General features: G+C 67.0%; 19 protein-coding genes and 1 pseudogene. 8 read left to right on the top strand and 12 right to left on the bottom strand.

What is annotated here, in order from left to right; all coding sequences use genetic code 11:
- Positions 1-112 precede the first annotated feature (112 nt).
- Positions 113-316 carry a cold-shock protein gene (locus ACJH6I_RS09405; RefSeq protein ID WP_020101067.1) on the top strand — a complete coding sequence of 68 codons (204 nt, stop codon included), beginning with the start codon at positions 113-115 and terminating at the stop codon, positions 314-316.
- A 159-nt stretch (positions 317-475) separates the two neighbouring features.
- Here the strand turns inward: ACJH6I_RS09405 and ACJH6I_RS09400 are convergent, their stop codons facing one another.
- On the bottom strand, positions 476-1,165 hold the full coding sequence (locus ACJH6I_RS09400) for a GAP family protein (RefSeq protein ID WP_212807404.1): 690 nt from the start codon (positions 1,163-1,165) through the stop codon (positions 476-478).
- A gap of 216 nt (positions 1,166-1,381) precedes the next feature.
- Here ACJH6I_RS09400 and ACJH6I_RS09395 point away from each other — a divergent pair, with 216 nt between their 5' ends.
- Positions 1,382-1,528, top strand: a complete 147-nt coding sequence (locus tag ACJH6I_RS09395) for a hypothetical protein (protein ID WP_212807405.1) — start codon at positions 1,382-1,384, stop codon at positions 1,526-1,528.
- A gap of 10 nt (positions 1,529-1,538) precedes the next feature.
- Here the strand turns inward: ACJH6I_RS09395 and ligD are convergent, their stop codons facing one another.
- Positions 1,539-2,564: a non-homologous end-joining DNA ligase gene (ligD, locus tag ACJH6I_RS09390; protein WP_406784001.1), complete on the bottom strand. Its 1,026-nt coding sequence runs from the start codon at positions 2,562-2,564 to the stop codon at positions 1,539-1,541.
- Positions 2,564-3,616 carry an ATP-dependent DNA ligase gene (locus tag ACJH6I_RS09385; protein WP_212814531.1) on the bottom strand — a complete coding sequence of 351 codons (1,053 nt, stop codon included), beginning with the start codon at positions 3,614-3,616 and terminating at the stop codon, positions 2,564-2,566. Before ACJH6I_RS09385 ends, ligD begins: the two co-directional genes overlap by 1 nt.
- 58 nt (positions 3,617-3,674) lie before the next feature.
- Here ACJH6I_RS09385 and gluQRS point away from each other — a divergent pair, with 58 nt between their 5' ends.
- Positions 3,675-4,562 carry a tRNA glutamyl-Q(34) synthetase GluQRS gene (gluQRS, locus tag ACJH6I_RS09380; protein ID WP_212807407.1) on the top strand — a complete coding sequence of 296 codons (888 nt, stop codon included), beginning with the start codon at positions 3,675-3,677 and terminating at the stop codon, positions 4,560-4,562.
- Between the two features lie 56 nt (positions 4,563-4,618).
- Here gluQRS and ACJH6I_RS09375 read toward each other — a convergent pair whose 3' ends face one another.
- The 3 genes from ACJH6I_RS09375 to tgt are packed head-to-tail and all read right to left on the bottom strand — an operon-like array spanning position 4,619 to position 7,980.
- Positions 4,619-5,458 carry an SDR family NAD(P)-dependent oxidoreductase gene (locus ACJH6I_RS09375; RefSeq protein ID WP_212807408.1) on the bottom strand — a complete coding sequence of 280 codons (840 nt, stop codon included), beginning with the start codon at positions 5,456-5,458 and terminating at the stop codon, positions 4,619-4,621.
- Positions 5,459-5,481: 23 nt separating this feature from the next.
- Positions 5,482-6,711, bottom strand: a complete 1,230-nt coding sequence (locus tag ACJH6I_RS09370; RefSeq protein WP_212807409.1) for a cytochrome P450 — start codon at positions 6,709-6,711, stop codon at positions 5,482-5,484.
- A 42-nt stretch (positions 6,712-6,753) separates the two neighbouring features.
- Entirely contained in the window at positions 6,754-7,980 is a 1,227-nt protein-coding gene (gene tgt, locus ACJH6I_RS09365; RefSeq protein ID WP_212807410.1) for a tRNA guanosine(34) transglycosylase Tgt, read from the bottom strand.
- A 180-nt stretch (positions 7,981-8,160) separates the two neighbouring features.
- Here tgt and ACJH6I_RS09360 point away from each other — a divergent pair, with 180 nt between their 5' ends.
- Both ACJH6I_RS09360 and ACJH6I_RS09355 read left to right on the top strand, forming a co-directional pair.
- Complete coding sequence (locus ACJH6I_RS09360) at positions 8,161-8,652, top strand: lipoprotein LpqH (protein ID WP_212807411.1); 492 nt, start codon at positions 8,161-8,163, stop codon at positions 8,650-8,652.
- 142 nt (positions 8,653-8,794) lie between these two features.
- Positions 8,795-9,664, top strand: a pseudogene (locus ACJH6I_RS09355) (PE-PPE domain-containing protein); the annotation flags it as partial.
- A 419-nt stretch (positions 9,665-10,083) separates the two neighbouring features.
- Here the strand turns inward: ACJH6I_RS09355 and ACJH6I_RS09350 are convergent.
- Positions 10,084-13,113 carry an ATP-binding protein gene (locus ACJH6I_RS09350; RefSeq protein ID WP_406784000.1) on the bottom strand — a complete coding sequence of 1,010 codons (3,030 nt, stop codon included), beginning with the start codon at positions 13,111-13,113 and terminating at the stop codon, positions 10,084-10,086.
- A 54-nt stretch (positions 13,114-13,167) separates the two neighbouring features.
- On the bottom strand, positions 13,168-13,449 hold the full coding sequence (locus ACJH6I_RS09345; RefSeq protein WP_212807413.1) for a hypothetical protein: 282 nt from the start codon (positions 13,447-13,449) through the stop codon (positions 13,168-13,170).
- 367 nt (positions 13,450-13,816) lie between these two features.
- Between ACJH6I_RS09345 and ACJH6I_RS09340 the strand changes: the two genes are divergently transcribed.
- Together ACJH6I_RS09340 and ACJH6I_RS09335 are read left to right on the top strand one after the other, a co-directional pair.
- Positions 13,817-14,839 carry a helix-turn-helix transcriptional regulator gene (locus tag ACJH6I_RS09340; RefSeq protein WP_212807414.1) on the top strand — a complete coding sequence of 341 codons (1,023 nt, stop codon included), beginning with the start codon at positions 13,817-13,819 and terminating at the stop codon, positions 14,837-14,839.
- 82 nt (positions 14,840-14,921) lie between these two features.
- Positions 14,922-16,409 carry an FAD-dependent oxidoreductase gene (locus ACJH6I_RS09335; protein WP_212807415.1) on the top strand — a complete coding sequence of 496 codons (1,488 nt, stop codon included), beginning with the start codon at positions 14,922-14,924 and terminating at the stop codon, positions 16,407-16,409.
- Here the strand turns inward: ACJH6I_RS09335 and ACJH6I_RS09330 are convergent.
- The 3 genes from ACJH6I_RS09330 to ACJH6I_RS09320 all read right to left on the bottom strand — a co-directional run bounded on the left by ACJH6I_RS09330 (position 16,395) and on the right by ACJH6I_RS09320 (position 19,666).
- On the bottom strand, positions 16,395-17,741 hold the full coding sequence (locus ACJH6I_RS09330; protein WP_212807416.1) for an APC family permease: 1,347 nt from the start codon (positions 17,739-17,741) through the stop codon (positions 16,395-16,397). The genes ACJH6I_RS09335 and ACJH6I_RS09330 overlap by 15 nt on opposite strands.
- The gene (locus ACJH6I_RS09325) at positions 17,738-18,628 is read right to left on the bottom strand and encodes a carbon-nitrogen hydrolase family protein (RefSeq protein ID WP_212807417.1); all 891 of its coding nucleotides are present in this window, start codon (positions 18,626-18,628) and stop codon (positions 17,738-17,740) included. Before ACJH6I_RS09325 ends, ACJH6I_RS09330 begins: the two co-directional genes overlap by 4 nt.
- Positions 18,629-18,742: 114 nt before the next feature.
- Positions 18,743-19,666 (bottom strand): PHB depolymerase family esterase, encoded by a 924-nt coding sequence (locus ACJH6I_RS09320; RefSeq protein ID WP_212807418.1) that lies wholly within the window; start codon positions 19,664-19,666, stop codon positions 18,743-18,745.
- A 49-nt stretch (positions 19,667-19,715) separates the two neighbouring features.
- Between ACJH6I_RS09320 and ACJH6I_RS09315 the strand changes: the two genes are divergently transcribed.
- The gene (locus tag ACJH6I_RS09315) at positions 19,716-20,462 is read left to right on the top strand and encodes a pirin family protein (protein WP_212807419.1); all 747 of its coding nucleotides are present in this window, start codon (positions 19,716-19,718) and stop codon (positions 20,460-20,462) included.
- Here ACJH6I_RS09315 and ACJH6I_RS09310 read toward each other — a convergent pair whose 3' ends face one another.
- A complete protein-coding gene (locus ACJH6I_RS09310) occupies positions 20,463-21,878 on the bottom strand; it encodes an NAD(P)/FAD-dependent oxidoreductase (protein WP_318983929.1) in 1,416 nt (471 codons plus the stop codon).
- Positions 21,879-21,884 lie beyond the last annotated feature (6 nt).

Below are 21,884 nucleotides of genomic sequence, written 5' to 3'. Positions count from 1 at the left end.
ACCTGGAACAGCGATATGTGCAGTTCAGGGTGCGGAGGGATATCGAACTGAGCTACGATGCCCGCGGACGTTTTCTTCCTAACGTCCTGCTCTACATGAGAGAAGTTGGTATATGCCACAGGGAACTGTGAAATGGTTCAACAGTGAGAAGGGCTTCGGCTTCATCACTCCCGACGACGGCTCCAAGGATCTGTTCGTCCACTACTCGGAGATCCGTAGCAACGGTTTCCGTACCCTCGACGAGGGCCAGCGGGTCGAGTTCGAGGTCGGTCAGGGCAGCAAGGGCCCGGCCGCAACCGGAGTCACCGCGGTCTAACTAAGCCCGTAAAGCTCAGTGGGCTGGTGTGGAGCATTTCGCACCAGCCCACAACTCTTTCTTGACACTGTCGACGGATGCTCCGCGTCCTGACCTGAGCATCCGCTCGACAGCACGCACGGGTTTCTTCGGCCCATTGCCGGTCGACCCGCGCGCTTCCTAGAGCCACCCGAGCGCACGCGCGCCGTTGTGGAGCACCATGGCCCCGATGACGAGCATGATCGCCGCCATCAGCGCGGCGTTGTTCTTCTCCATCCAGTCTTTGAGCCGCCGCATCGTGTCATCGAGTCGGGCACCGGCGATGGCGTAGGCCAGTGTCGGGATCGCCACCGTCGACGCGGCGACGATCACGAAGAAGGCCGCGGCCAGCCAGTCACCCTCGATACCGAGCCCGGCGGTGCCGATCGCCAATCCGGCTGGGACACAGATCAATACGACGTCGGGGCGCACCACGACCAGCGCCACACCCATCGCCGCCGCGCGGGCCGGGGTGACGGTCGCGATCTTCTTCATCCAGCCCGGTGAATCCGTGCTGTTGTGCCGGGTGAACCAGCGATAAACGCCGAAGATGATGAGCGCGGCACCCAGCACCACCCGCAGCCACGAAGCCCACTCGGGCGGCGACTTGTGGCCGTGGTGCGCGCCGCTGAGCAGATGCGAGGCCTGCACGCACACGGCCGTCACCACCGCCAGGCCGACGGCCCAGCCGGCGAGGAACGCCAGCCCTGTCGGCCGGGGACGCGGCGCCTGCAGGACCAACACCGCCGGGATGACGGTGATGGGCGACAGTGCCACCACCAGTCCGAGCGGAACCAGCCCGGTCAACACGGTGCCCCAGCTTCCAGTCATGGGCAGCAATCTACCCAGTGGAATCGCCCGGGGCCGCCACGATCGTCAATATGCGTCGACGTACGATTTCAGCGAACTTGTTCGGCGATTTCTGGCAACTAAACGGCACGCACCGGTAGGTTGCCAGTTACTAGGCGATATTCACACTGAGGAGGTGGCATCGTGCGACGACAGCAAAATATTTTAGTTGGCGTCAGCGACTCATCGGGACACCAGGTGAATACCGGTTTGTGGCGCGGAAAGCCGGTGCGGTACCTCGCTCTGCTGGCGCTGCTGATCTCGGGGACGGCGCTCGGCTGCGGCACCGACGATCTCCAGGCGCTGCCGAGCCCGCAAGGCGCGGCCCACACGTGTTCCCCGTGACCACCGCGCCCTAGGACCCCTTGAGGTCCCGGTCCTTGCTCGGCTGCACCCGCTTCGGCTCACCCGGCATCTTGGGATAGTTCGGCGGATACGGCAGATCCCCCAGCCCGCGGTCCTCGTCGGCCTGCACCATCTCGAGCAACGGTTCCAGGGAATGCGCCACGTCATCGATGCCGGCCCACGGATCGTCGCGCTCCGCAAGCAGTTTCGGCACGGTGGCCATGGTGTAGTCGTCGGGATCGGCGTCGGCGAGCTCGGCCCAGGACAGCGGCGTCGACACCGTGGCGATGGGCGTCTTACGCACCGAGTACGCCGAGGCGAAGGTCCGGTCCCGCGCGTTCTGGTTGTAGTCGATGAACAGCCGATCGCCGCGCTCTTCCTTCCACCACGACGTCGTCACCGCATCGGGCGCGCGCCGCTCCACCTCACGGGCCAAGGCGATACCGGCCCGGCGCACGGCGATGAAGTCCCACTCCGGCTTGATCCGGACGAAGACGTGGACGCCGCGGCCGCCCGACGTCTTCGGATACCCGGTCAGGCCGAGTTCATCGAGGATCGGTTTGAGCACACCGGTCGCGATCTCCCGGGCCTCTTTGAACCCGGTGCCCGGCTGCGGATCGAGGTCGATGCGCAGTTCGTCGGGGTGCTCGACGTCCGGACAGCGCACCTGCCACGGGTGCAGCGTGATGGTGCCCATCTGCGCGGCCCAGATGATGGCCGACGGGTGGGTCACCTTGAGCGCATCAGCGGTGCGGCCCGACGGGAAGGTCACGGTGCAGGTCTTCAGATAATCCGGATGCTTTACCGGAACGCGCTTTTGGTAAATCTCCTCACCCTCGATGCCGTCGGGGAACCGTTGCAGGTGCGTCGGCCGGTCCCGCAGCAGCGTCACCATCCGCTCGGCGACGGCCAGGTAGTAGTCGACCATCGTGCGCTTGGTGCCCTTGCTCCCGAGCTGCGGGAAGTACACCTTGTCGGGGTTGGTGAGCCGGACGGCGACCCCGTCGACGTCGAGTTCTTCTGCGGCACTTGCCATCACGAGTTCTCCAGGACGTCGTACAGGTCGTAGTTCAGCGGCACGTCGAGCTGATCGAAGGTACAGCTCTGCGGGTCCCGGTCCGGACGCCAGCGCCGGAACTTCACGGTGTGCCGGAAGCGTCGACCCTGCACGCTGTTGCCCTCCATCTGGTCGTATGCCACCTCGCATACCCGCTCAGGACGGATCGGAATCCAGGTCTTGTCGGCGGCCGAGTTCCAGCGGCTTGGTTCACCGTCCTGCGCGTCGCCGGTGCGCAGCGGTTCCAGTTCCGCCAGCAGCGCGATGCGGTCCTTGACGGTGAAAGACGCTGCGCCACCGACCATGTGGAGATTGCCTTCGTCGGTGTAGAGCCCCAGGAGGATGGACCCGATGCCCTCACCACTCTTGTGGATGCGGTAACCGATCGCCACACAGTCCGCGTCCCGGGCGTGCTTGACCTTCACCATCTCCCGCTTGCCCGGCAGGTAGGCGCCGTCGAGGCGTTTGGCGACCACGCCGTCGAGTCCCGCGCCCTCGAATGTGGTCAGCCAGTGTGCGCCGAGTTCGGGGTCCTCGGTGGTCCGCGTGACGTGGCACCACTGCTTCTCGCTCACCAGGTCCTGCAAGGCGGCGCGGCGCACGCGGAACGGTTCGGCCAGCAGGATGCGGTCGCCGTCGGCCAGCGCGTCGAAGCCGATGAAGTGCGCCGGCGTCTGTTCCGCGAGCATCTGCACCCGGCTGGCCGCGGGATGGATGCGCTGGCTGAGTGATTCCCAGTCGAGCCGGATGCGGCCGTTGATCTCCCGCGGCACCACCACCTCGCCGTCGAGCACACAGCGCGGCGCGATCTCGTCCCGCAGCGCCGCAAGCAACTCCGGGAAGTACCTGCCCAGCTCTTTTCCGTTGCGCGACTGGAGCACCACTTCGTCGCCGTCGCGGAACACCAGGGCGCGGAACCCGTCCCATTTCGGCTCGTAGGACCACAGCCCGGCTTCGTCCGGCACCTTCACGGCGGCCTTGGCCAGCATCGGGTCTATCGGTGGCTGCACGGGTAAGTCCACACTCTCCATACTCACGTAGACCGGCGCGGGTGGGCAATCTCATCGCGCGGCGCGTTAGATTGCGGTCGTGTCCCAATCCCCCGCCGGCCGGTTCGCGCCGAGCCCGTCTGCCGATCTGCACATCGGCAACGTGCGGACCGCGGTGCTGGCGTGGTTGTTCGCGCGGTCGACGGGCCGGCGGTTCCTCGTCCGAGTCGAGGATCTGGACGACCGCACCTTCCCCGATGTGGCGCAGCGGCAATTGGACGACCTGGCGGCCGTCGGACTGACGTGGGACGAGCCGCCCGAATACCAGGCCACCCATGAGGGCCGGTATGTCGCCGTCGTCGATGACCTCACCGCGCGCGGCCTGACGTTCGAATGTTTCTGCAGCAGAAAGGACATCCTGCAGGCGCCGCGCGCTCCGCATGCGCCCGAAGGCGCGTACCCGGGCAACTGCCGCAACCTCAGCGACGACGAGCGTGCCCAGCGCCGCGCGGCCGGACGACCGCCGGCCATCCGATTACGTTCGGACACACACGAATACACCGTCACCGACCTGCTGCACGGCACCTACACCGGCGTCGTCGACGACTTCGTGCTGCGCCGCGGCGACAACGTCCCGGCCTACAACCTGGCCGTCGTGGTGGACGACGCCGCCCAGGGCATCGACCAGGTGGTCCGCGGCGACGACCTGCTGCCGTCATCGCCGCGACAGGCGTATCTGGCTGCACTGCTGGGCTATTCGCAGCCCGTCTACGCGCACGTTCCGTTGGTTCTCAACGCCGAGGGCAAGCGGCTGGCCAAACGCGATGGCGCGGTGACGGTTTCGGAGATCGGCACGGAGGCGGCGTTGGCACAGATCGCGACGTCGCTGGGCTACACCGCAACGACGCTCGACGGCATGCTGGCGCAGTTCGACCCGGCCAGGCTGCCACGCGAGCCGTGGATCTTCACGGCTACCCGCCGAGAATGAGCTTGTGTGCCAATATCGAAGCGGATGTGACACATGAGCTCAGTTTCGGCCCGGGCCTACACCCGCCGCGGCACTCCGAAGACCTGGGCCAGCAAGAACCCGCGTACCGATGCCGGGATGTTCGTCATGAGCGCGGCCTGCAACTTGGGTCCCAGCCCGACGATGTACCGCGGCCTGGGCCGCCGGGCGGTGAGCGCTTCCTCCACCACCGCAACGACTTTCGCCGGGTCGACGGCCATCTTCTGCGACAGCGGCACCGTCTTCTTGAAGCCGGCGATATGCCGGCTGTACAGCGCGTGATGCGCGGGCGAGACTCCCGACTCCAGTTCGGCGACCATGTCGTCGGCCTTGCGCCACATGTCCGTATCGGTCTGAGCGGGCTCCACGACCACGACCGGAACACCCCACGGCCGCATCTCGATGCGCAGCGCTTCGGCACCGGCCTCCAGTGCGAACTTGGACGCCGCGTAGGCACCCACCATCGGTGTCGACAGCTGGCCGTTGACGCTGGAGATGAACACCACGCGGCCTCGGGACTCCCGCAACTTGGGCAGCACCGCCGCCGTCACGGCGAACTGACCGACCACGTTGACGTCCAACTGCTTCCGCCAGTCCGCGGGGGTCAGCGTCTCGACGGGACCGGCGACCACGATGCCGGCGTTGTTCACCACGGCGTCCAGCCGGTCCGGCAACGCCGCCGACAGCGCCGCGACATCCTCGTCGGAGGTGACATCGAGGATCACCGCCGAAATCCGTTGCGGTGCCAGCGCCACGACCGCGGCGGCGTCGGCCTTGGTGCGGACTCCGGCGATGACATCCCACCCGGTGGCGGCGAGGTGCTGGGTGATGGCCAGCCCGATACCGCGGCCGGCACCGGTGACGAGAACTGAAGGCATGTTCGCGAGGGTAATGGCCGGGATCAGACGGTGACCGGCAGGGTCGCCAGGCCCCGCAGCGTCAGGTTGGGCTTGTAAACCGATTCACCCGCCAACTGCGCGTCGGGGAATCGTGCCGCCAGCGCCGACAGCGCCACAGACGCCTCCAACCGGGCCAGCGGCGCGCCGAGACAGAAGTGCGGGCCCTTGCCGAAGGCCAGGTGCTTGATCACGCCGCGGTCCGGGTCGAATTCGCCGGGCCGGTCGTACATGCGCGGATCCCGTTGTGCGGCAGCCAGAAGCAGCATCATGATGTCGCCCTTGGGCACCGCCACGCCACCGATCTCGATGTCCTCGACGGCGACGCGGCTGGTCAGTTGCACCGGCGGATCGAACCTCAACGTCTCCTCGACGATCGTGGACGCTCGCGACGGATCGGCTGCCAGCGCCGCCCAGTGCCGCGGGTTGCGCAGCATCGCCAGCGCGGCGTTGGCGATCAGGTTCACTGTCGTCTCGTGCCCCGCGATCAGCAGCAGATTGCAGGTCGCCACGATCTCTTCGGAAGTGAGTTGGTCGCCGTCCTCCTCAGCGGCGATCAGCGCGGAGATCAGGTCCTCCCCCGGCGAGCTGCGCCGCTCCTCGATGAGCTCCCGCAGATACCCGCGCAGCCACAGACCGGCCTCCATGAGGTCCGTGTTGTCCTCCGCCGGCTCGTCACCCGCTGCCACGAAGGGGTCCAGCCCACCTGCCAGCAGCGCCGACGCCCGGCTGAACAGCGGCTCGTCCGCCATCGGCACACCGAGCAGCCGGCAGATCACCGCCACCGGCAGCGGATAGGCCAGGTCGGCCACCACATCCATCGTGCCCGTCACGCCGTCGAGCAGCCCGTCGACCATGGTCACGATGTCGGCCTCGAGGGCCTTGATCACCTTGGGCGCGAACGCCTTCTGCGCCAACCCGCGCAGCCGGGTGTGATCCGGCGGATCGAGGAACAGGAAGCCCGGCTCACCGAACGGGCGGGCCGGCCGCTGCCCTGCGGCGATCTGCTTCTGCGTCACCGTCGACTTCAACCGGTCGTTGGCCGATGCCGGGTGCCGCAGCACCTCGTCACACTCGGCGAAACCGGGAAACACGACCAGGTTCGCGTCGGGCAGCGCCAGCGGCCCGGCCTCGAGGAATCGTTCGTACAGCGGGTACGGGTCAGCCCGGTTGCCCGGATCCATCAACCCGAGAAGCAGCGTTTGCGGGTCGATCACTCCAGGTGCACCAGTCATACCGCCAATTGTGCACAGCCCGGGATCGTCGCAGGTGGCCAGCTATCGGGACCCGTAATAGCGCCCCAGCACGTGGTCCCGCAGCTCGTCGAACTCACCGGCGATGATCGCAGCGCGGATCTGGTCGACGAGCCGGATGATGAAGCGCTCGTTGTGGATGGTGCCCAGCGTGGACGCCAGAATCTCCTTGGCCTTGAACAGATGATGCAGATACGCCCGGGTGTAGTTGGCGCACGTGTAGCAATCGCATTCGGCGTCAATGGGATTGAAGTCGCGCTTGAACCGGGCGTTGGTGATGTTGAAGCGACCGGTCGCCGAGTACATCGCGGCGTTGCGGGCGACCCGCGACGGCGACACACAGTCGAAGGTGTCGGCGCCGGCTTCGATGGCGGCGAACAGATCATCGGGCTCACTGATGCCGAGCAGATGCCGTGGTTTGTCGGCGGGCAGTTCGTCGGTGACCCAGCCGACGATGGTCGCCAGGTTCTGTTTCTCGAGGGCGCCACCGATGCCGTAGCCGTCGAAGCCGTGCCCGTCCTCGTCGACGATGCCGACGAGCCCCTTGGTGGCCTGCCGGCGCAGGTCCTCGTACTGCGCGCCCTGCACCACCCCGAACAGCGCCTGCGCCGGCTTGCCCGCGCGTTCGATGCTGAGGCGGCGGTGTTCGGCCAGGCACCGCACCGCCCACCGGTGGGTCCGTTCCACCGAACGTTCTTGATAGGCACGGGTGTTCACCAGGGTCGTCAACTCGTCGAAGGCGAAGATGATGTCGGCGCCCAGCTGATGCTGAATGCCGATCGACACCTCGGGCGTGAACCGATGCTTGTCACCGTTGAGGTGCGAGCGGAACGTCACCCCGTCCTCGTCGACGTGGGCCAGCCGCTCTTTTCCCTCGGCGATGATGTCGTCGGCCTGCAACCGGGCCGTGTCCATGGCCAGTACCTTCTTGAAGCCCACCCCGAGCGACATCACCTGAAAGCCGCCGCTGTCGGTGAACGTCGGCCCGGGCCAGTTCATGAAAGCACCGAGCCCGCCCGCCTCGTCCACCACATCAGGCCCCGGCTGCAGGTACAGGTGGTAGGCATTGGACAGAAGCGCCTGCGCCCCAAGTGATTTCATGGTCTCCGGCAGAACGCCCTTGACCGTCGCCGCGGTACCGACGGCGATGAACGCCGGGGTCTGGATGTCACCGTGCGGCGTGTGGATCACCCCGGCCCGGCCACGCCGTTCCGGCAGCTGCGCGGTGACTTCGAAGAACTGCTGACTCACCGGTGTATTCAATCAATTCCCCGACCCGACACCCGAATGCCGGCTAACTACGCGGAAACAAACAGGTCAGGACGGTTACAGGGATTTTCTGTGAATTTGGTGAAAGGCCCGTTGGCGAACCCCATAATGCACTGGATGACCCGCCGTCCGGACGGTTCGCACTAATTAGGAGCACAAGTTATGAAGCGTGGTTTGGTTGTCGCGGTCGCTGGTGCCGCGGTTCTGGCCGCCGGCCTGACCGGCTGTTCCAAGGACGACAAGAAGTCGTCCGGCTCGTCGGCCACCGCGTCGGCCTCGGCGTCGTCGGCTGCGGGTAACTCCACCGCAGGCTCCGGCACCGCAAAGGTCAGCATCGACGGCAAGGCCCAGGACGTTCAGGGCCAGATCGGCTGCACCACGGCGGCCGGCAACGTGGTCATCGCCATCGGCAACGCCTCGGGCGGCCTGGGCGTCACCCTGACCGACGCCGACCCGCCCGTCGTCAAGACCGTCGGCCTGGGCGCGGTCAACGGCGTGACGCTGGGCTACACCGACGGTGTCCCCGGCGGCGAGGCCAAGGCCACCAAGGACGGCAAGACCTACAAGGTCAGCGGCACCGCCACCGGCGTCGACATGGCCAACCCGATGGAGCCCACCAAGAAGCCCTTCGAGATCGAGGTGACCTGCCCCTAGCAGGTACTCACGACAGACACGGGTGGTGTTCCGGATTGCCGGAACACCACCCGTTCTGCGTTGCAGGAGAAGTTGCAAATTCCCGCCTAAAGGCCTGGTCGCGGGAGTACCGTCCGGTTCACGCCTAGCCGGGGGAACGCCGATGTCAGTGCAGAAGTGGCCAACCAGAAGTCCCGCCGTCCGCGGTGTGCCGCGCGTATTCCTGTTGCTGGCGCTGTGCTGTGCACTGCTCGTGAGTCCGGCCACCAACATCACGTCGAGCTTCGTCGTCGGCCTGATGAACACCGTGATCGGCATCGGTGGCCGGGGCGATCCGACGTCGGCCAACATCCCGGCCAAGCTCAACCACACCGTCGTGCCGCCCGGCTACGCCTACCTGCCCATCAACTACCCGGCGTCGATCCAGCTGTCGGCGAGCACGACGGTCTCCGGGCCGAAGGTGTACGACGCCATCACGTCCCGGCCTGGCGAGCAGCTGATCGTCGCCGGCTATTCGGAAGGCAGTCTGGGCGCCGAGTGGGCCAAACGTCGGCTGCTGGCCAATGGCACCGGCCCCGCGCCATCGCAATTGTCGTTCGTGATGATCGGCTCGCCGTTCGCCGGCAACGGCGGCATCTTCGAGCGGTTCCCCGGCATGAATGTGCCCTTCATCGTCAACAATCAGGGCCCGTCCGCACCGTCGCCCTACGACACCACGTTCTATACGCGTGAGTACGACCCGTACGCCGACTTCCCGGCCTATTTCAATCCACTCTCGTTGGCCAACAGCCTGCTCGGCGTGATGTACGCACACCCCGATGCGTACTACGACTCGTACATCCCCGGCACCACGCCCGCCATCATCACCGTCGTGCCCGACAACGGCGCCGGCGGCACGGACACCTACGTGTTCATCAGGACTCCCGATCTGCCGCTGCTGGTGCCGCTGCGCATCGGCGCCGGAGCCATCGGATTGACACCGTTGGTCAAACCGCTGCTGGACGCTGTCGAGCCGCTGCTGCGGGTGCTGGTCGACATGGGCTACACCGACCGCGACAACCTGAATCCGGCCAAGAAGACACCGTTCTCGTTGTTCACGCCGCTGTCGAAGATCGTCGAGACGCTGAACGCGATACCCGGTGCCCTGCAGGAAGGCGCCAACAACTTCGTCGACGACATCCGGGCCGAACTGCACCTGCCGCCCCTGGCGGCGACACCAGCGGTCACTCCCCCGGTGACCACTCTGGATGTCTCCGCCAAGAAGACCGCGACTCTGGCGCCCGTGGCGGCGACGGTCGAGGACAAGCCCGCGGCGGGCACGAAGGTCGACGACACCGACACCAAGACCGACGTGAAGACCGACCCGAAGACCGACGTCAAGACGGACCCGAAGGCCGACGTCAAGAGCGAGCCGGCGCAATCGCCCGCCGCGACGCCGGCCACCGACACCGATCAGAAGCCGGCCGACGCCACCGACCCTGAACCGAAATCGACCAAGCCGCAGTCAGATCCGGACACGCCACCGGTCAAGTCGACCAAGCCGAAGACCGATCCCGACGCGCCGCCGGTGAAGGTCACCAAGCCGAAGAAAAAGAAGAACGCGCCCACCACGGACGCCGACACCCCCAAAGATGCCTCGAAGACCGGGCCGAAGACGGGTGCCACGGCCGGAGCGAAGGACAACCCCAAGACCGAGCCCAGCCCAGCCGCGGCCTGAGTCGCCGTCAGGACGTCGGTTCGGGCCGCGTGATGCGCCAACCGAGTTCGGCCCCGCGACCGGATCCCCAACTTCCGATAAATCCGGGACAAGTGCACCTCCACCGTCTTGGCACTGACGAACAACTTCGCCGCCACCTCACGATTACTCATCCCCGACGCCACCAACTCGGCAATCCGACGCTCCGACGCCGTCAGCACCGCACCCCGATCAGACCGCTCATCGATCCGACCCAACGCACGCCGCGCCTGCTCCGCCCACAACGGCGTACCCAGCCCCTCGAACGCCCCCAACGCCTCCTGCAACGTCACCACCGCCACCGCCCGCCGACGCTGACGACGCTGCAACTGCCCCAACACCAACACCGTGCGCGCCCGCTCAAAAGGCATCCACAACCCGTCATGCTCGACCAACGCACACTCAGCGACCGCCACCGCCTCATCCACACGGCCCAGCGCACCCAACACCAGAGCCCGGCACCGCCCACCGACCGCCAACATCCACCCACGACCCAACCGCCGACCATTGGCCTCCAAAGCCACCACCAACGACTCGGCCTCAGCCAATCGACCCAACCCCACCAACGCCTCCACCGCATCAGGCACCCACTCGGCGACGTAAATCTCCGTCGCCTCGGGCCGCTGCGCGAAGGTCGACAACAACGGCTCGAGCGCGGCCAGCGCGGCGTCGTAGTTGCCCAGCGAGAGGTCCAGGAAGCCGAGGGCCATGATCGCCCATCCGGTCAAGATGAAGCACTCGGACAGGGGCACGGTGGCAAGGACGTCGCGGACCGCGTCACGCGCGGTGTCCTCCCTCCCCGCATACGCGGCGCACCGCGCGCGCATGACCAGGGCCGCGGTGTGGTGGAAGCCGCCGAGATGCACGGCGCGTTCCATGGCGTCGTCTGCCAGCAGCGTGGCGGCGGCAAGGTCCCCGCGCCAGATCTCGTTGTGGACGGCGTTGATCGCGACAAAGTTCTGGTCGGTCTCCACTCCGCCGTCGATGCACTGCTGCCTGATGGCGCGGAACTCGGCGCGTGCCGCATCGAGTTTCCCGGTGCACGACCACAAGGTGGCCCTGTGCATGCGGGGCAGGAAGAATGCCGACGTGGCCGCGTCTCCGTCGTCCAAATCGATTGCCCGCTGCAGACTTTCCTCGTCGACGCCCTCGCCCAGCCAGAATCGCACCAAGGTCCGCATGCTCAGCGCCTGACTCAGCAACCCGGGCTGCCCGAGCCGGGTTGCACAATCGGTGGCTTCGTCGATTCGGCGTGCCGCGAGCGCGTGCTGGTCGATGTTGTAGAGCGCAAACGACATCGGCACCAAGATCTGCACCCGCGCCGCCAGATCGGCTGCGGCCTCATCGAGAGCACGCTCGAGCAGTCGAGCTGCCCCGCTGTGACTTCGATCGACGATCTCGATGGCGCCGAGCAAGCTGAACGCTTGCGCCCGAACCGGTCCCGGGACAGCTTCTCCCACCGTCCGATTGAGCAGCGATCGGGCGCGGTCGGCGTCGCCGGCGTTGTAGTGGTGGCTCGCCTGGCGGATCCGGCGCTCGGGGGTGTCGCCGCCGAGTCCGGCTGCCAGATCGAGCAATTCGGCCGCGGCGGCCGGGGCACCCCGGATGAGCGCTCTCTCCGCGGCGATGTCCAGGGCTTCCAGCGTGTGCGGATCGCCCCGCGTGACCGAGAGCGCGAGATGACGGGCGTGCAGCTCCGGATCGTCGATGGCCGCAGCCAGCCGGCGATGCGTCGCACGCCGTTGCGCCGGGGTCGCGGCAGCATAGACCCCGGCCGCCAACAGCGGGTGCGTGAAGCGAATTCGCTGCCCCTCGATCCCGACGATCCCATTGGCCTCGGCGTCCTCCAACAGCGCCACGACGCCGTCCGCCGGCAAATCCCTCACGCGGGCAACAAGTTCCACCGACGGGGTGGCAGCACACGCCACCACCAACAACGCCTCGCGCGCGTCAGCGCCGACGCTGCCGATCCTGTCCTGGACCAACTCGGCGAGCGAGCCCGGCCATGACATCTCGCCTGTCGACGCCGGAGTACCGATCGTGCGGGCCAGTTCGAGCGCATAGAACGGGTTGCCACCGGAAATCTCGTGAATCCGGACCATGGTGGGCCGGGGCAGACTCAGCCCCAGCCGCTCGGCGAGCAGACCGTGCAATTTCCCAAGGCTCAGGGGCGACAACTGGATCCGGGTGATCGCGTCCGCTCTCGGCAGCTGCAGCCACGACACCGCGGCACCGTGTAGAGATTCGGTGCGGACCGTACCGACCACGGCGACCCGGCCCACCAGTCGCCGCGCGGCGAAAGCCACCACCTGCCGGCTCGAGGTGTCCAGCCATTGCAGATCGTCGATCGCGATGATCACCGGCGACTCATCAGCCAGCCGCTCGATCACCGACAGGAAGCCGGCCGCCACCGCCCGCGGATCCGTCGCCTCGTCATCGTCACCCGCCCCGCGCAACAACACCCGGTCCATCGCGATCCGCTGCGGGGCAGGCAAATCCGTCAACACGGCGGCATCGACGGCGCCCAACAGATCGGCAAGTGCGGCGTAGGCCAACACCGACTCCGCCGCAGCCGTACGCGCCGACAACACCCGGACACCCGAGGTGCGTGCCTGATCGATCACCGACAACCACAGCGTCGTCTTCCCGATGCCGGCCTCACCCTCCAGGAGCAAGGCGGCGGGCCACCGTGACGGGGCCAGGAACTCGCCGATCACTCGCGGCTCGTCCAGGCGATTTCCCAGCACACCGCGATTATGCGCTGTGAAATTCCTTGGGGATACCCCTACGGAAACTATGCGTCAGCCCGGAAACTCGATGTCTTTCGCCACACTGAGACGCTGCGCGGGAAACCCGGCCCGGTCACATGTCCGGGTGACGATGTCCGCGGAGTCGGCCACGAAAATCCCGAAAGCCACCTCGTCGTTGGGCACCGAAATCACGGTTGCGACGCGTACCGATGCCTCGGTGGTGGACAGTGACAGGGCTGCCGCAGCAAGCGTCGCGGCCGCTTCAGCAAGCATCGGCCCGATGAAACTCGGGTGGTACCACTCGACGAGATAGCACGGCTCCACCGGAAGCATGAACGCAACGTATGACATGGACCGCGCGAGCGAAATAAGGGTTCTCCCTAACCCTGCCGCTAGCACTTCATCGGGGTTCGAGAGTGCGCACAGATCGCGATCCCCCGCTAATCGCGATCTGTCCGCACGCTCGGCGCCGCCGAGCCACTCTCAGCGATCACCCAGCCAACACTTTACATACCATTGGTCTTGAATTACGATTTCCGCAGCACCTGTCCATTCATGGGGGGATCACGTCGCGAAAGGCGCCAGACGTGACCGCAACACATCTCAGGGAGCGTCGGCCGTGGTCACGGTCGAGGACTTCTCACGCGTAGTCTCCTCGATCTACGATTCCGCGGTCCAGCCAGAGCGATGGACCGCGACAATGGCCCAACTCCACACCATGTTCGAGGCAACCGGTGGGGCTGCCCTGGTATTGGCCGATGGCGTGAGCCGCGCACCCCAGAGCGTCACCATCCCGACCGACGCCCTGGCCGAGTACGCCGAGTACTACCGTCACATCGACTACCTCCTCGAGGCCGTCGAGAACGGGCCCGTCGGGTATGTGCACAGCTGCCAGGAACTCGCCGAGCTGCAGCCGCAGGCAGAGTTCCTCATGGACTGGATGCGGCCGCACCGACTCGACGACGGGCTGTTCGTCCGCCTGACCGATGGACCGCAGCCTGCCACCTGGCTCGTCGCCACCGAGAAACGTTCCGACCCGTTCGACACCCCGGACCGCGTCCACCTCACAGAGGCACTGGTCCCCCACTTCCAGCGCGCATTGCGCATCCAGCACGACCTCAGCGCGGCCACCCATCAAATCCGGAACATCTCGTCGGCGATGGACAACGTCACGCGCATCGGGATGGCCGTCGTGGACTGCACGTTGTCGGTGCGATACCTGAACACCGCGGCCGAGAACATCGTCCGCCGGCACGACGGATTGACCATCCGGGAAGGCTCGTTCGAGTTCGCGCACCCGCCCGCCGACGCAGCGCTGCGCCACGGCATCAACGCCGCACTCGGGCAGACCGGATCGGTGGTGCGGGGCGGCACCTCGCTGTTGTGCCCGCGCCCATCGGGCCTGCGCCCGTACGTGATTCACGTGCTGCCGTTCCAGCACGTGACGGCTCCGCTCGCCGAATCGCGGGCGCTGGTGCTCATCCTCGATCCCGAGCGACACCCGGAACCGGACACCGAGATGCTGCGCCGCCTGTACGGGTTGACGACGGCCGAAGCGGCAGTGGCCATCAGGCTGATACAGGGCGACGGCATCAAGCCCATCGCCGAGAGCATGTGCCTGTCTGCCGGCACTGTCCGAACCCACGTGCAACACATCTTCGACAAGACGGGCACCCACCGCCAGGCCGAGCTCGTGCGCACGCTGCTCGCCATATCCCTGTAGTGCGCCAAGGAAATACGCCAATCGACTGATTGCACCGGCGGGCCCGATGCCGGAGCCTTTTTCCAAGGAACAAGGAGGCCTCATGGGCAACGACACCACCGGACCTGGAATCCAGCGCTGCGACGTCTGCATCGTCGGGGCCGGAATCGCCGGTCTGAACGCCCTTTTCACCACCTCCCAGTACCTGTCGCCGGGTCAGCGGGTGATCCTGCTGGACCGTCGGCACCGACCGGGCGGCATGTGGGTCGACACCTACGACTACGTGCGCCTGCACCAGCCACACCCGTTCTTCACCGTCGGGAACATCGGGTGGACACTGGGCGCCGAACCGTCGCACCTGGCCACCAAACACGAAGTGCTGGCGCACTTCGACCATTGCCTCGACGTGCTGCGCCGGCGCATCGCGGTGGACGAATATTACGGCTGGACAATGCAATCCGATGCCGAGGCCGACGGCGTGGTCCGCATCCAATGTGCTTCCGACGACGGCCGGAGCATGGTCATCGAAGCCAAGCATCTGATCAAGGCCACCGCAGCCGACGTCGAACCGAACGACCCGCTGCCGGTGTCCAGCACCAGCGTCCACTCGGTGTCACCGAACTACTGCGACATGCGCGGCGGTGACATCGACGCCAGCGGCGCGCCGGTGTGGGTGATCGGCAGCGGCAAGACCGCGATGGACACCGCGTACGCACTGATCACCCGTCACCCCGGACGCGAGGTGAATCTGCTGGCCGGTTCGGGAACCTACTTCGCGCACCGCGACCGCCTGTTCCCGACCGGCGGCAAGCGATGGTGGGGTGGACTGACGTTCAATGCCTTGGTCGACGACCTGACGCGGCTGTTCGACGGCACCAACGAAGAAGAAGTGGCCCGCCGCTGGCGGGAACGCTGCGGGGTGTGGGTGACGCCCGAGACCGGCAATTTCCTGCTCGGGTTGTTGTCGACGGCGGAGCGCGACGCCATCGCCGCCGGTCTGGCCGACATTGTCATGGACCATTTCGTGGATGCCGTCGATCGCGACGGGCGGACCGAACTGCAGTTGCGCAGCGGCGCCGTCCGGGAGATCGATCCGGACAGCTGGATCGTCAACTGCACCGGGTACCTGCTGAAGCGTTCGGGGCCGTACGAGCCCTACGCGTCGCCCAGCGGCCGGGTGCTGTCATTGAACAGCAGGGCGGCGACACTGCATCTGACGACGTTCATGGGCTACTTCCTGCCCCATCTGATGTTCACCGGCCAACTCACCGAGGTGCCGCTCTACGAGCTCGACATGATCGACCTGCGGCGCAAGTGCAACGCGGTGTTCCCCCACACCTTGATGACGCTGGCGCTGCACAATCTCAGCCTCTTGACGGATGCTTTGCCCGCCAAGGTTTTTCAGGACTGCGGGCTGGACTTCGCGAAGTGGTATCCGATGCCACGTCAGCTCGTCGGGACGGCCCAGTTCCTGGCAACCCACCGCCGTCGGCGTCCGCACCTGCAGCGCACCCTGGATACCGTCGCGCGGCGGTTCGACGTCCACTGCGCCCCGCTCGAGAGGAACAGCGCACGCCTACTCAGCCAGTGACAGCTCCGGCGGCGGGACCCGCAGACCGCGGGTGAGGACCAGTAGGTACACCACGCCGATCGCCATCCAGATCACCCCGAGAGTCAGTGCCGCACTGCCGAGTTGGGTGAGCAGGTAGACGTCGACGATCGCGCCGATCAACGGAATCGCCACGTACGTCAAGGGATTCAGTCGCTTCTCGTGGCGATGCCGGACAAAGTAGCCGATCACCGACAGGTTCACGAGCGTGAAGGCGGTGAAGGCGCCGAAGTTGATGAACGACGTCGACGTCGCGACGCTGAGGAACACCGCCCCCAGGCCGATCAGCCCGCACAGCACGATGTTGAAGACGGGCGTGAAGAACCGGGGCGACAGCTTGCCGAAGAACTTCTTGGGCAACACCGAGTCTCGGCCCATCGCGTACAGCAGCCGGGACACGCTGGCCTGCGCGGCCAGGCCCGAGGTGAACTGGCCGATGATCAGACCGGTCACGAAGAACGCGGCGAACAGCGCCCCGCCGATGGTCCGGGCGGTGTCGGCGGCGAGCGAATCGGCATTCGTGAACGTGCCGCCAGGCTGGACGAGCGTCAGGACGTAGGCGACCGCGACGAAGACCACGCCGCCGATGAGCGCGACGAGCATGATGGCGCGCGGGATGTTGCGCTGCGGATTCTTGGTGTCCTCGGTGAGCGTGCTGACGGCGTCGAACCCGAGGAACGAGTACGCCGCGATGGCCGCGCCCGCGGCGATCGCGGAGAAACCGCCGGTGCCGCTGAACGGTGTGCCGGACAGCAGCGAGCCGGCGCCGTGGTGAGAGACCATGTGGGCCACCGCGAAACCGACGAACAGGGCGATCACCAGGAACTGCAGGGCCATCAGGACCAGATTGGCCTTGTCGGCCACCTTGAGTCCGAGGATGTTCAGCGCGGTCGTCAGAACGATGAAGAGCACGATCCACACCCACGCCGGTACCGACGGGAATTCACCGGTCAGGTACGCGGCGCCGATCAACCAGATGACCAGCGGCAGGAACAGGTAGTCGAGCAGGATCGTCCAGCCGACCAGGAACCCGAGCCGCGAATCCAGCGCCTTGCGGACGTAGGTGTACGACGAGCCCGCGACCGGATAGTGCACCGACATCTTCGCGTAGCTCGCGGCGGTGAACAGCATGGCCACGGTGGCCAGCAGATAGGAACCCGCGCTGGCGCCCGCGGACGCCTCGGCGATCACGCCGAAGATGCCCAGGACGATGATCGGCGCCATGTAGGCGAGGCCGAACAGCGTCACGCCACCCAGGCCGAGGGTGGCGTTGAGGTGGCCGGCCTCGTCGGTCTGCTGCGCGGTTTCGGTCATGAGCGTCCTTCGGGGTTGACGGTCTGCGGCTGCCACCGCTGTTGCACGAGCTGGCCGCCGTAGACGGGCAGTTCGATGGGGTCGTCATCGGCGTGCAGCTGTTCCCACACCCGGTTGACCCCGGCGGTGCCATGGGTCCGCACCGCCGTCACCCGGTCGAGGTCGATCGTCAGATACGTGACCTCCGGCTCGGCGTGGGCTGCCTCAGCAAGTACCTCACCCTCGGGTCCGACGTAGATGCTCTGCCCGCGCCCGAGTGGCCCGGCGGCGTTGACGCTGAGGTAGTAGATCTGGTTCGTGATCGCGTTGGCGCGGGCCAGGACGAGTTCCTGCGCGCGGTCGTCGGACGTCGTCTTGACGATGTTGAACACGACCTCCGCGCCGAGCCACGCGATCTGCCGGGTCGCCTCGGGGAACCAGCTGTCGTAACAGATGTTGACGCCCATTCGGCCGACACCGGGTACATCGAAGGTCGTGAAACCGGCGCCGGACGCCCACGGTTCGTGCGGGCGCCACGGGAACACCTTGCGGTACGACGAGACCAGACGACCGTCGGGGTCGAAGACGAGAGCGGTGTTGTAGACCCGGCCGTCGTCGCCGCGCTCGGCGATCGAACCGGGCACCAGCCAGACGCCGGCGTCGGCGGCCACGGCGCCGAGCCGCTGCGCGAGCGGTCCGGTGAGCGGCTCGGCAACCGCGTCGAAATAGGCCGCAGGGTCGTCGGCGCCGTCGCTCGCGCCGAGCAGGTGAATCTCGGGGAAGACCACCATCTGGGTGTCCGGGTGCTCAGCGCGGATCGCCGCGAGCTCCGCAGTCAGTTCGGCCACCGGGTCGTCGCCCTGCAGTGGGCTGGCCTGGACGAGGGCAACCCGCCAATGTCTGCTCATCTCACCTCACCGTCGGCGGTCACGGCCCTAGTGTGCGCCGGGACACAGTTCAACGCTCGGACAATCTGGGGATTTTGCGTGTGCCCATTCGACATTCCGTACACCGGCGTGGTTTCAGCGATGATGCGCGTCGAAGAACCGCCAGATGACGTCGGTCGCGTTCAGCGCCGTCGACGGCGGCGGCAGGTCGCCAAGTCGTTGCGCCAACGGGCTCGGGACGCCGCCGGGCCACTGATGGCCGGCGCCGGCGATGCTGATGAGTTCGACGGTGCGGCCGCCGGGACAGTCGGCGGCCTGTGTCGTCACGGCGCCGGCAGTCGATGTCACCGGAGCACCGCACGCGTCGATGCCCCGCCACGTCGCGTTTACCGCGGGCACCGACGGCCCGTCGACGTTGGGCGCACCGGTGAGCGTCCGGGCCTTGCCCGGCCCGCCGTCGAACGGGACGCGGTCGTCGGCGGTCCCGTGGATCTGCAGCACCGAGGTCGGTGCGGCGTGCGAACAGTCGGTCAACAGCGTCCCGGCGACGGGGGCGACCGCGGCGAACAGGTCCGTCTGGCACGCGAGGCGCAGCGCCATCATCGCGCCGTTGGACATCCCGGCGACGTAGACCCGGGCCGGATCGATGGGCAGCTGCGCTTCGATCGCACCGACCATGGCGGTGATGAACCCGACGTCGTCGATGTCGCGGTTCTTCGGTATCCCGCAACAGGTCCCGGCGTTCCAGGCGCGATCCATGCCGTCGGGATAGGCGACGACGAACCGGCCGGCGTCGGCCTCGGCGTCCCAGTTGTAGGCGCGCTCGGCCTGCGCCCCGTCGCCGTACCCGCCGTGCAGCATGACGACCAGCGGCGCCGGGCCGCTGAGCCCGTCGGGCCGGTAGAGGTGGAAGGTGCGGGTCAGGCCACCGGACTGCACCGACTGACTCGACGCGTTTGTCGGGGCACCGGAGGCCGGGTGCGTGCCGCAGCCGGCGAGCGCCGGCAGCGCGAAGACGAGCATGACGGCACTCAGTGCCCACAGCAGCCGGCGGCTCATGCGTCCATGGTGCACCCCGCATCCGACCCACGCCTGCCAGAATTGAGCGGTGACTTCAGCAATTCGCGTCATCCGCGCTGACGAACGCTGGCACTGGCGCAACGAGTGGCTGGAATCGTGGCAGTCGTTCCCGGCGACCGGTAACTTCGATCTGGCGGCCAACGCGCACGGCCTGCTGATGATCAACAACGACGACACTGTCGACCCCGGTGAGGGCTTCGACGCGCACGACCACCGGGATATGGAGATCATCACCTGGGTGCTCGAAGGCTCACTGGTACACAAGGATTCGTTGGGCAACGAGAGCACCATCTATCCGGGCCTGGCCCAGCGGATGAGCGCGGGCACCGGCCTGCGGCATTCGGAGCGCAACGGCGCCGGGCGGCAGGAACGCCGGCCGCTGCGGGTCGTCCAGATGTGGATTCCGCCCGAGGAACTCGGCGGTGCACCCAGCTATCAGGAAGCCGACATCTCCACAGCACTCGCCGGAAATGCGTTGATTCCCATGGCTTCTGGCATGCGCAAGTACCGGGACGACGCCGCGATCACCTTCGGCAACAGCTATGCCGCGCTGCACGTCGCACGGTTGGATGCCGGTCACGCGGTGCAGGTGCCGGACGCACCGTACGGCCACGTCTTCGTCACCCGCGGGCAGGCCGAATTCGAAGGCTCCGGTCCGCTGTATCGCGGTGACGCCGTGCGACTCACCGCGAGCGGCGGACAACGCATCACCGCGGCCGACGAGGGCGCCGAAATTCTGGTCTGGGAGATGCACACCGTCGCGGTGAACGTATAGCTAGCGTCCCCACCGCGCCAAGGCGACGGTCGCGGCATTGGCCCCGCACATGCCGTGCCCACCCGGTCCCGGTGGCGTGGCCGCCGAGCAGATGTACATGCCCGGGACACCGATGGTGTACGGCGAGAGCGTGGTTCGCGGCCCGAAGGCCAGCTGCCGGATGTCCTTGGCGCCGGTGTTGATGTCGCCACCCACGTAATTGGTGTTGTAGACCGACATCTCGGTGGTGGACCGCACGGCCTGTCCGACGATGCGATCGCGGAATCCGGGGGCGAACCGCTCGATCTGCGCGATGATCGCCTCGGTGGCGTCGCCGCTGTAGCCATTGGGCACATGCGCATACGCCGACACCGGATTGACAGTGCCGACCGAGCGCTCCGGGTCGGCCAGGTACTGCTGGAACGCCAAGACGAAGGGACGCTGCGGCATCCGGCCCGCGTGGATGTCCCGTTCGGTCGTGGCGATCTCGGCGAAGTCACCGCCCAAATGCACGGTACCGGCCCGGCGGGCCGCCACGTTGGTCCACGGCACATCGCCCTCCACCGCGAAGTCGACCTTGAAAGCGCCTGGGCCGTAACGGAACCGATCGAAGGCGCGCCGCACGCGCGCCGGCAGCCGGTCTCCGAGGATCCCGGCAATGGCAGTCGGCGACAGGTCGAAGACGGTGATGTCGGCGGGCGGCAACTGGGATGCAGCGGTGATCCGCACGCCCGTCTCGATCTTGCCGCCCAACTCGGTCAGCACCGCCTCGAGGGCGTTGGTGATCGCCTGTGATCCCCCGGCGGCCACCGGCCAGCCGTTGGCGTGCCCGGCAGTGATGATGCCCAGCCCGATCGCCGAGGTCAACGGGTGGTGCAGCGGCTGAAAGGTATGTGCGGCAACACCTCCGAACAGCGCACGCGCCTGCGGTGTCCGGAAGACGCGGGCCAGCGCTGCCGCGGGCAGCACCGTCGGCGCCCCGAACCTGGCGAGCCCCAACGGATGTCGCGGCACCCGCAGCAGCGGGCCCATGATGTCCTCGGACAGGGCGTCGAACCGGCGCGACGGTCCACCGAACAGCATTTTCCACCGTGGTCCGTCGGTCCCGAGCCCGGCGGCTGTGGTCTCGACCGAGCGGTAGAGGGCGCCGGCGGAGCCGTCGTCGAGCGGGTGGACGCAGTCGATGTCGGTCCACTTCCACTGCAGGCCATGGCGATCCAGGCCGAGGTCCTTGATGAACCTGGAGCCCGCCGGCATCACATGGATGGCGGCGCAGTCGTCGAACACCAGGCCCGGTAGGACGTACTCGCTGGAGCGGATGCCGCCGCCGATGCGGTCGGTGGCCTCCAGCACCGTGACGTTGATTCCGTTGGCGGCCAAGGTGATGGCGGCGGCGAGTCCGTTGGGCCCGGCGCCGACCACAACCGCATTACTCATGCGCGA

This window comes from Mycobacterium sp. SMC-13, from assembly GCF_045311035.1.
Classification (GTDB): domain Bacteria; phylum Actinomycetota; class Actinomycetes; order Mycobacteriales; family Mycobacteriaceae; genus Mycobacterium.
Note: the sequence above shows the minus strand (reverse complement) of the source record. Positions and strands in the feature narration are given on the sequence as shown.

Excerpts from the sequence above, each read along its gene's own strand:
- ACJH6I_RS09325 (WP_212807417.1), bottom strand. The coding sequence starts at position 18,628 with ATGAGCAGACATTGGCGGGTTGCCCTCGTCCAGGCCAGCCCACTGCAG.
- ACJH6I_RS09335 (WP_212807415.1), top strand. The coding sequence starts at position 14,922 with ATGGGCAACGACACCACCGGACCTGGAATCCAGCGCTGCGACGTCTGC.
- ACJH6I_RS09340 (WP_212807414.1), top strand. The coding sequence starts at position 13,817 with ATGGCCCAACTCCACACCATGTTCGAGGCAACCGGTGGGGCTGCCCTG.
- ACJH6I_RS09370 (WP_212807409.1), bottom strand. The coding sequence starts at position 6,711 with ATGACTGGTGCACCTGGAGTGATCGACCCGCAAACGCTGCTTCTCGGG.
- ACJH6I_RS09360 (WP_212807411.1), top strand. The coding sequence starts at position 8,161 with ATGAAGCGTGGTTTGGTTGTCGCGGTCGCTGGTGCCGCGGTTCTGGCC.
- ACJH6I_RS09330 (WP_212807416.1), bottom strand. The coding sequence starts at position 17,741 with ATGACCGAAACCGCGCAGCAGACCGACGAGGCCGGCCACCTCAACGCC.
- ACJH6I_RS09310 (WP_318983929.1), bottom strand. The coding sequence starts at position 21,878 with ATGAGTAATGCGGTTGTGGTCGGCGCCGGGCCCAACGGACTCGCCGCC.
- ACJH6I_RS09320 (WP_212807418.1), bottom strand. The coding sequence starts at position 19,666 with ATGAGCCGCCGGCTGCTGTGGGCACTGAGTGCCGTCATGCTCGTCTTC.
- ACJH6I_RS09375 (WP_212807408.1), bottom strand. The coding sequence starts at position 5,458 with ATGCCTTCAGTTCTCGTCACCGGTGCCGGCCGCGGTATCGGGCTGGCC.
- ACJH6I_RS09385 (WP_212814531.1), bottom strand. The coding sequence starts at position 3,616 with ATGGAGAGTGTGGACTTACCCGTGCAGCCACCGATAGACCCGATGCTG.
- ACJH6I_RS09405 (WP_020101067.1), top strand. The coding sequence starts at position 113 with ATGCCACAGGGAACTGTGAAATGGTTCAACAGTGAGAAGGGCTTCGGC.
- ACJH6I_RS09400 (WP_212807404.1), bottom strand. The coding sequence starts at position 1,165 with ATGACTGGAAGCTGGGGCACCGTGTTGACCGGGCTGGTTCCGCTCGGA.
- ACJH6I_RS09345 (WP_212807413.1), bottom strand. The coding sequence starts at position 13,449 with ATGCTTCCGGTGGAGCCGTGCTATCTCGTCGAGTGGTACCACCCGAGT.
- ligD (WP_406784001.1), bottom strand. The coding sequence starts at position 2,564 with ATGGCAAGTGCCGCAGAAGAACTCGACGTCGACGGGGTCGCCGTCCGG.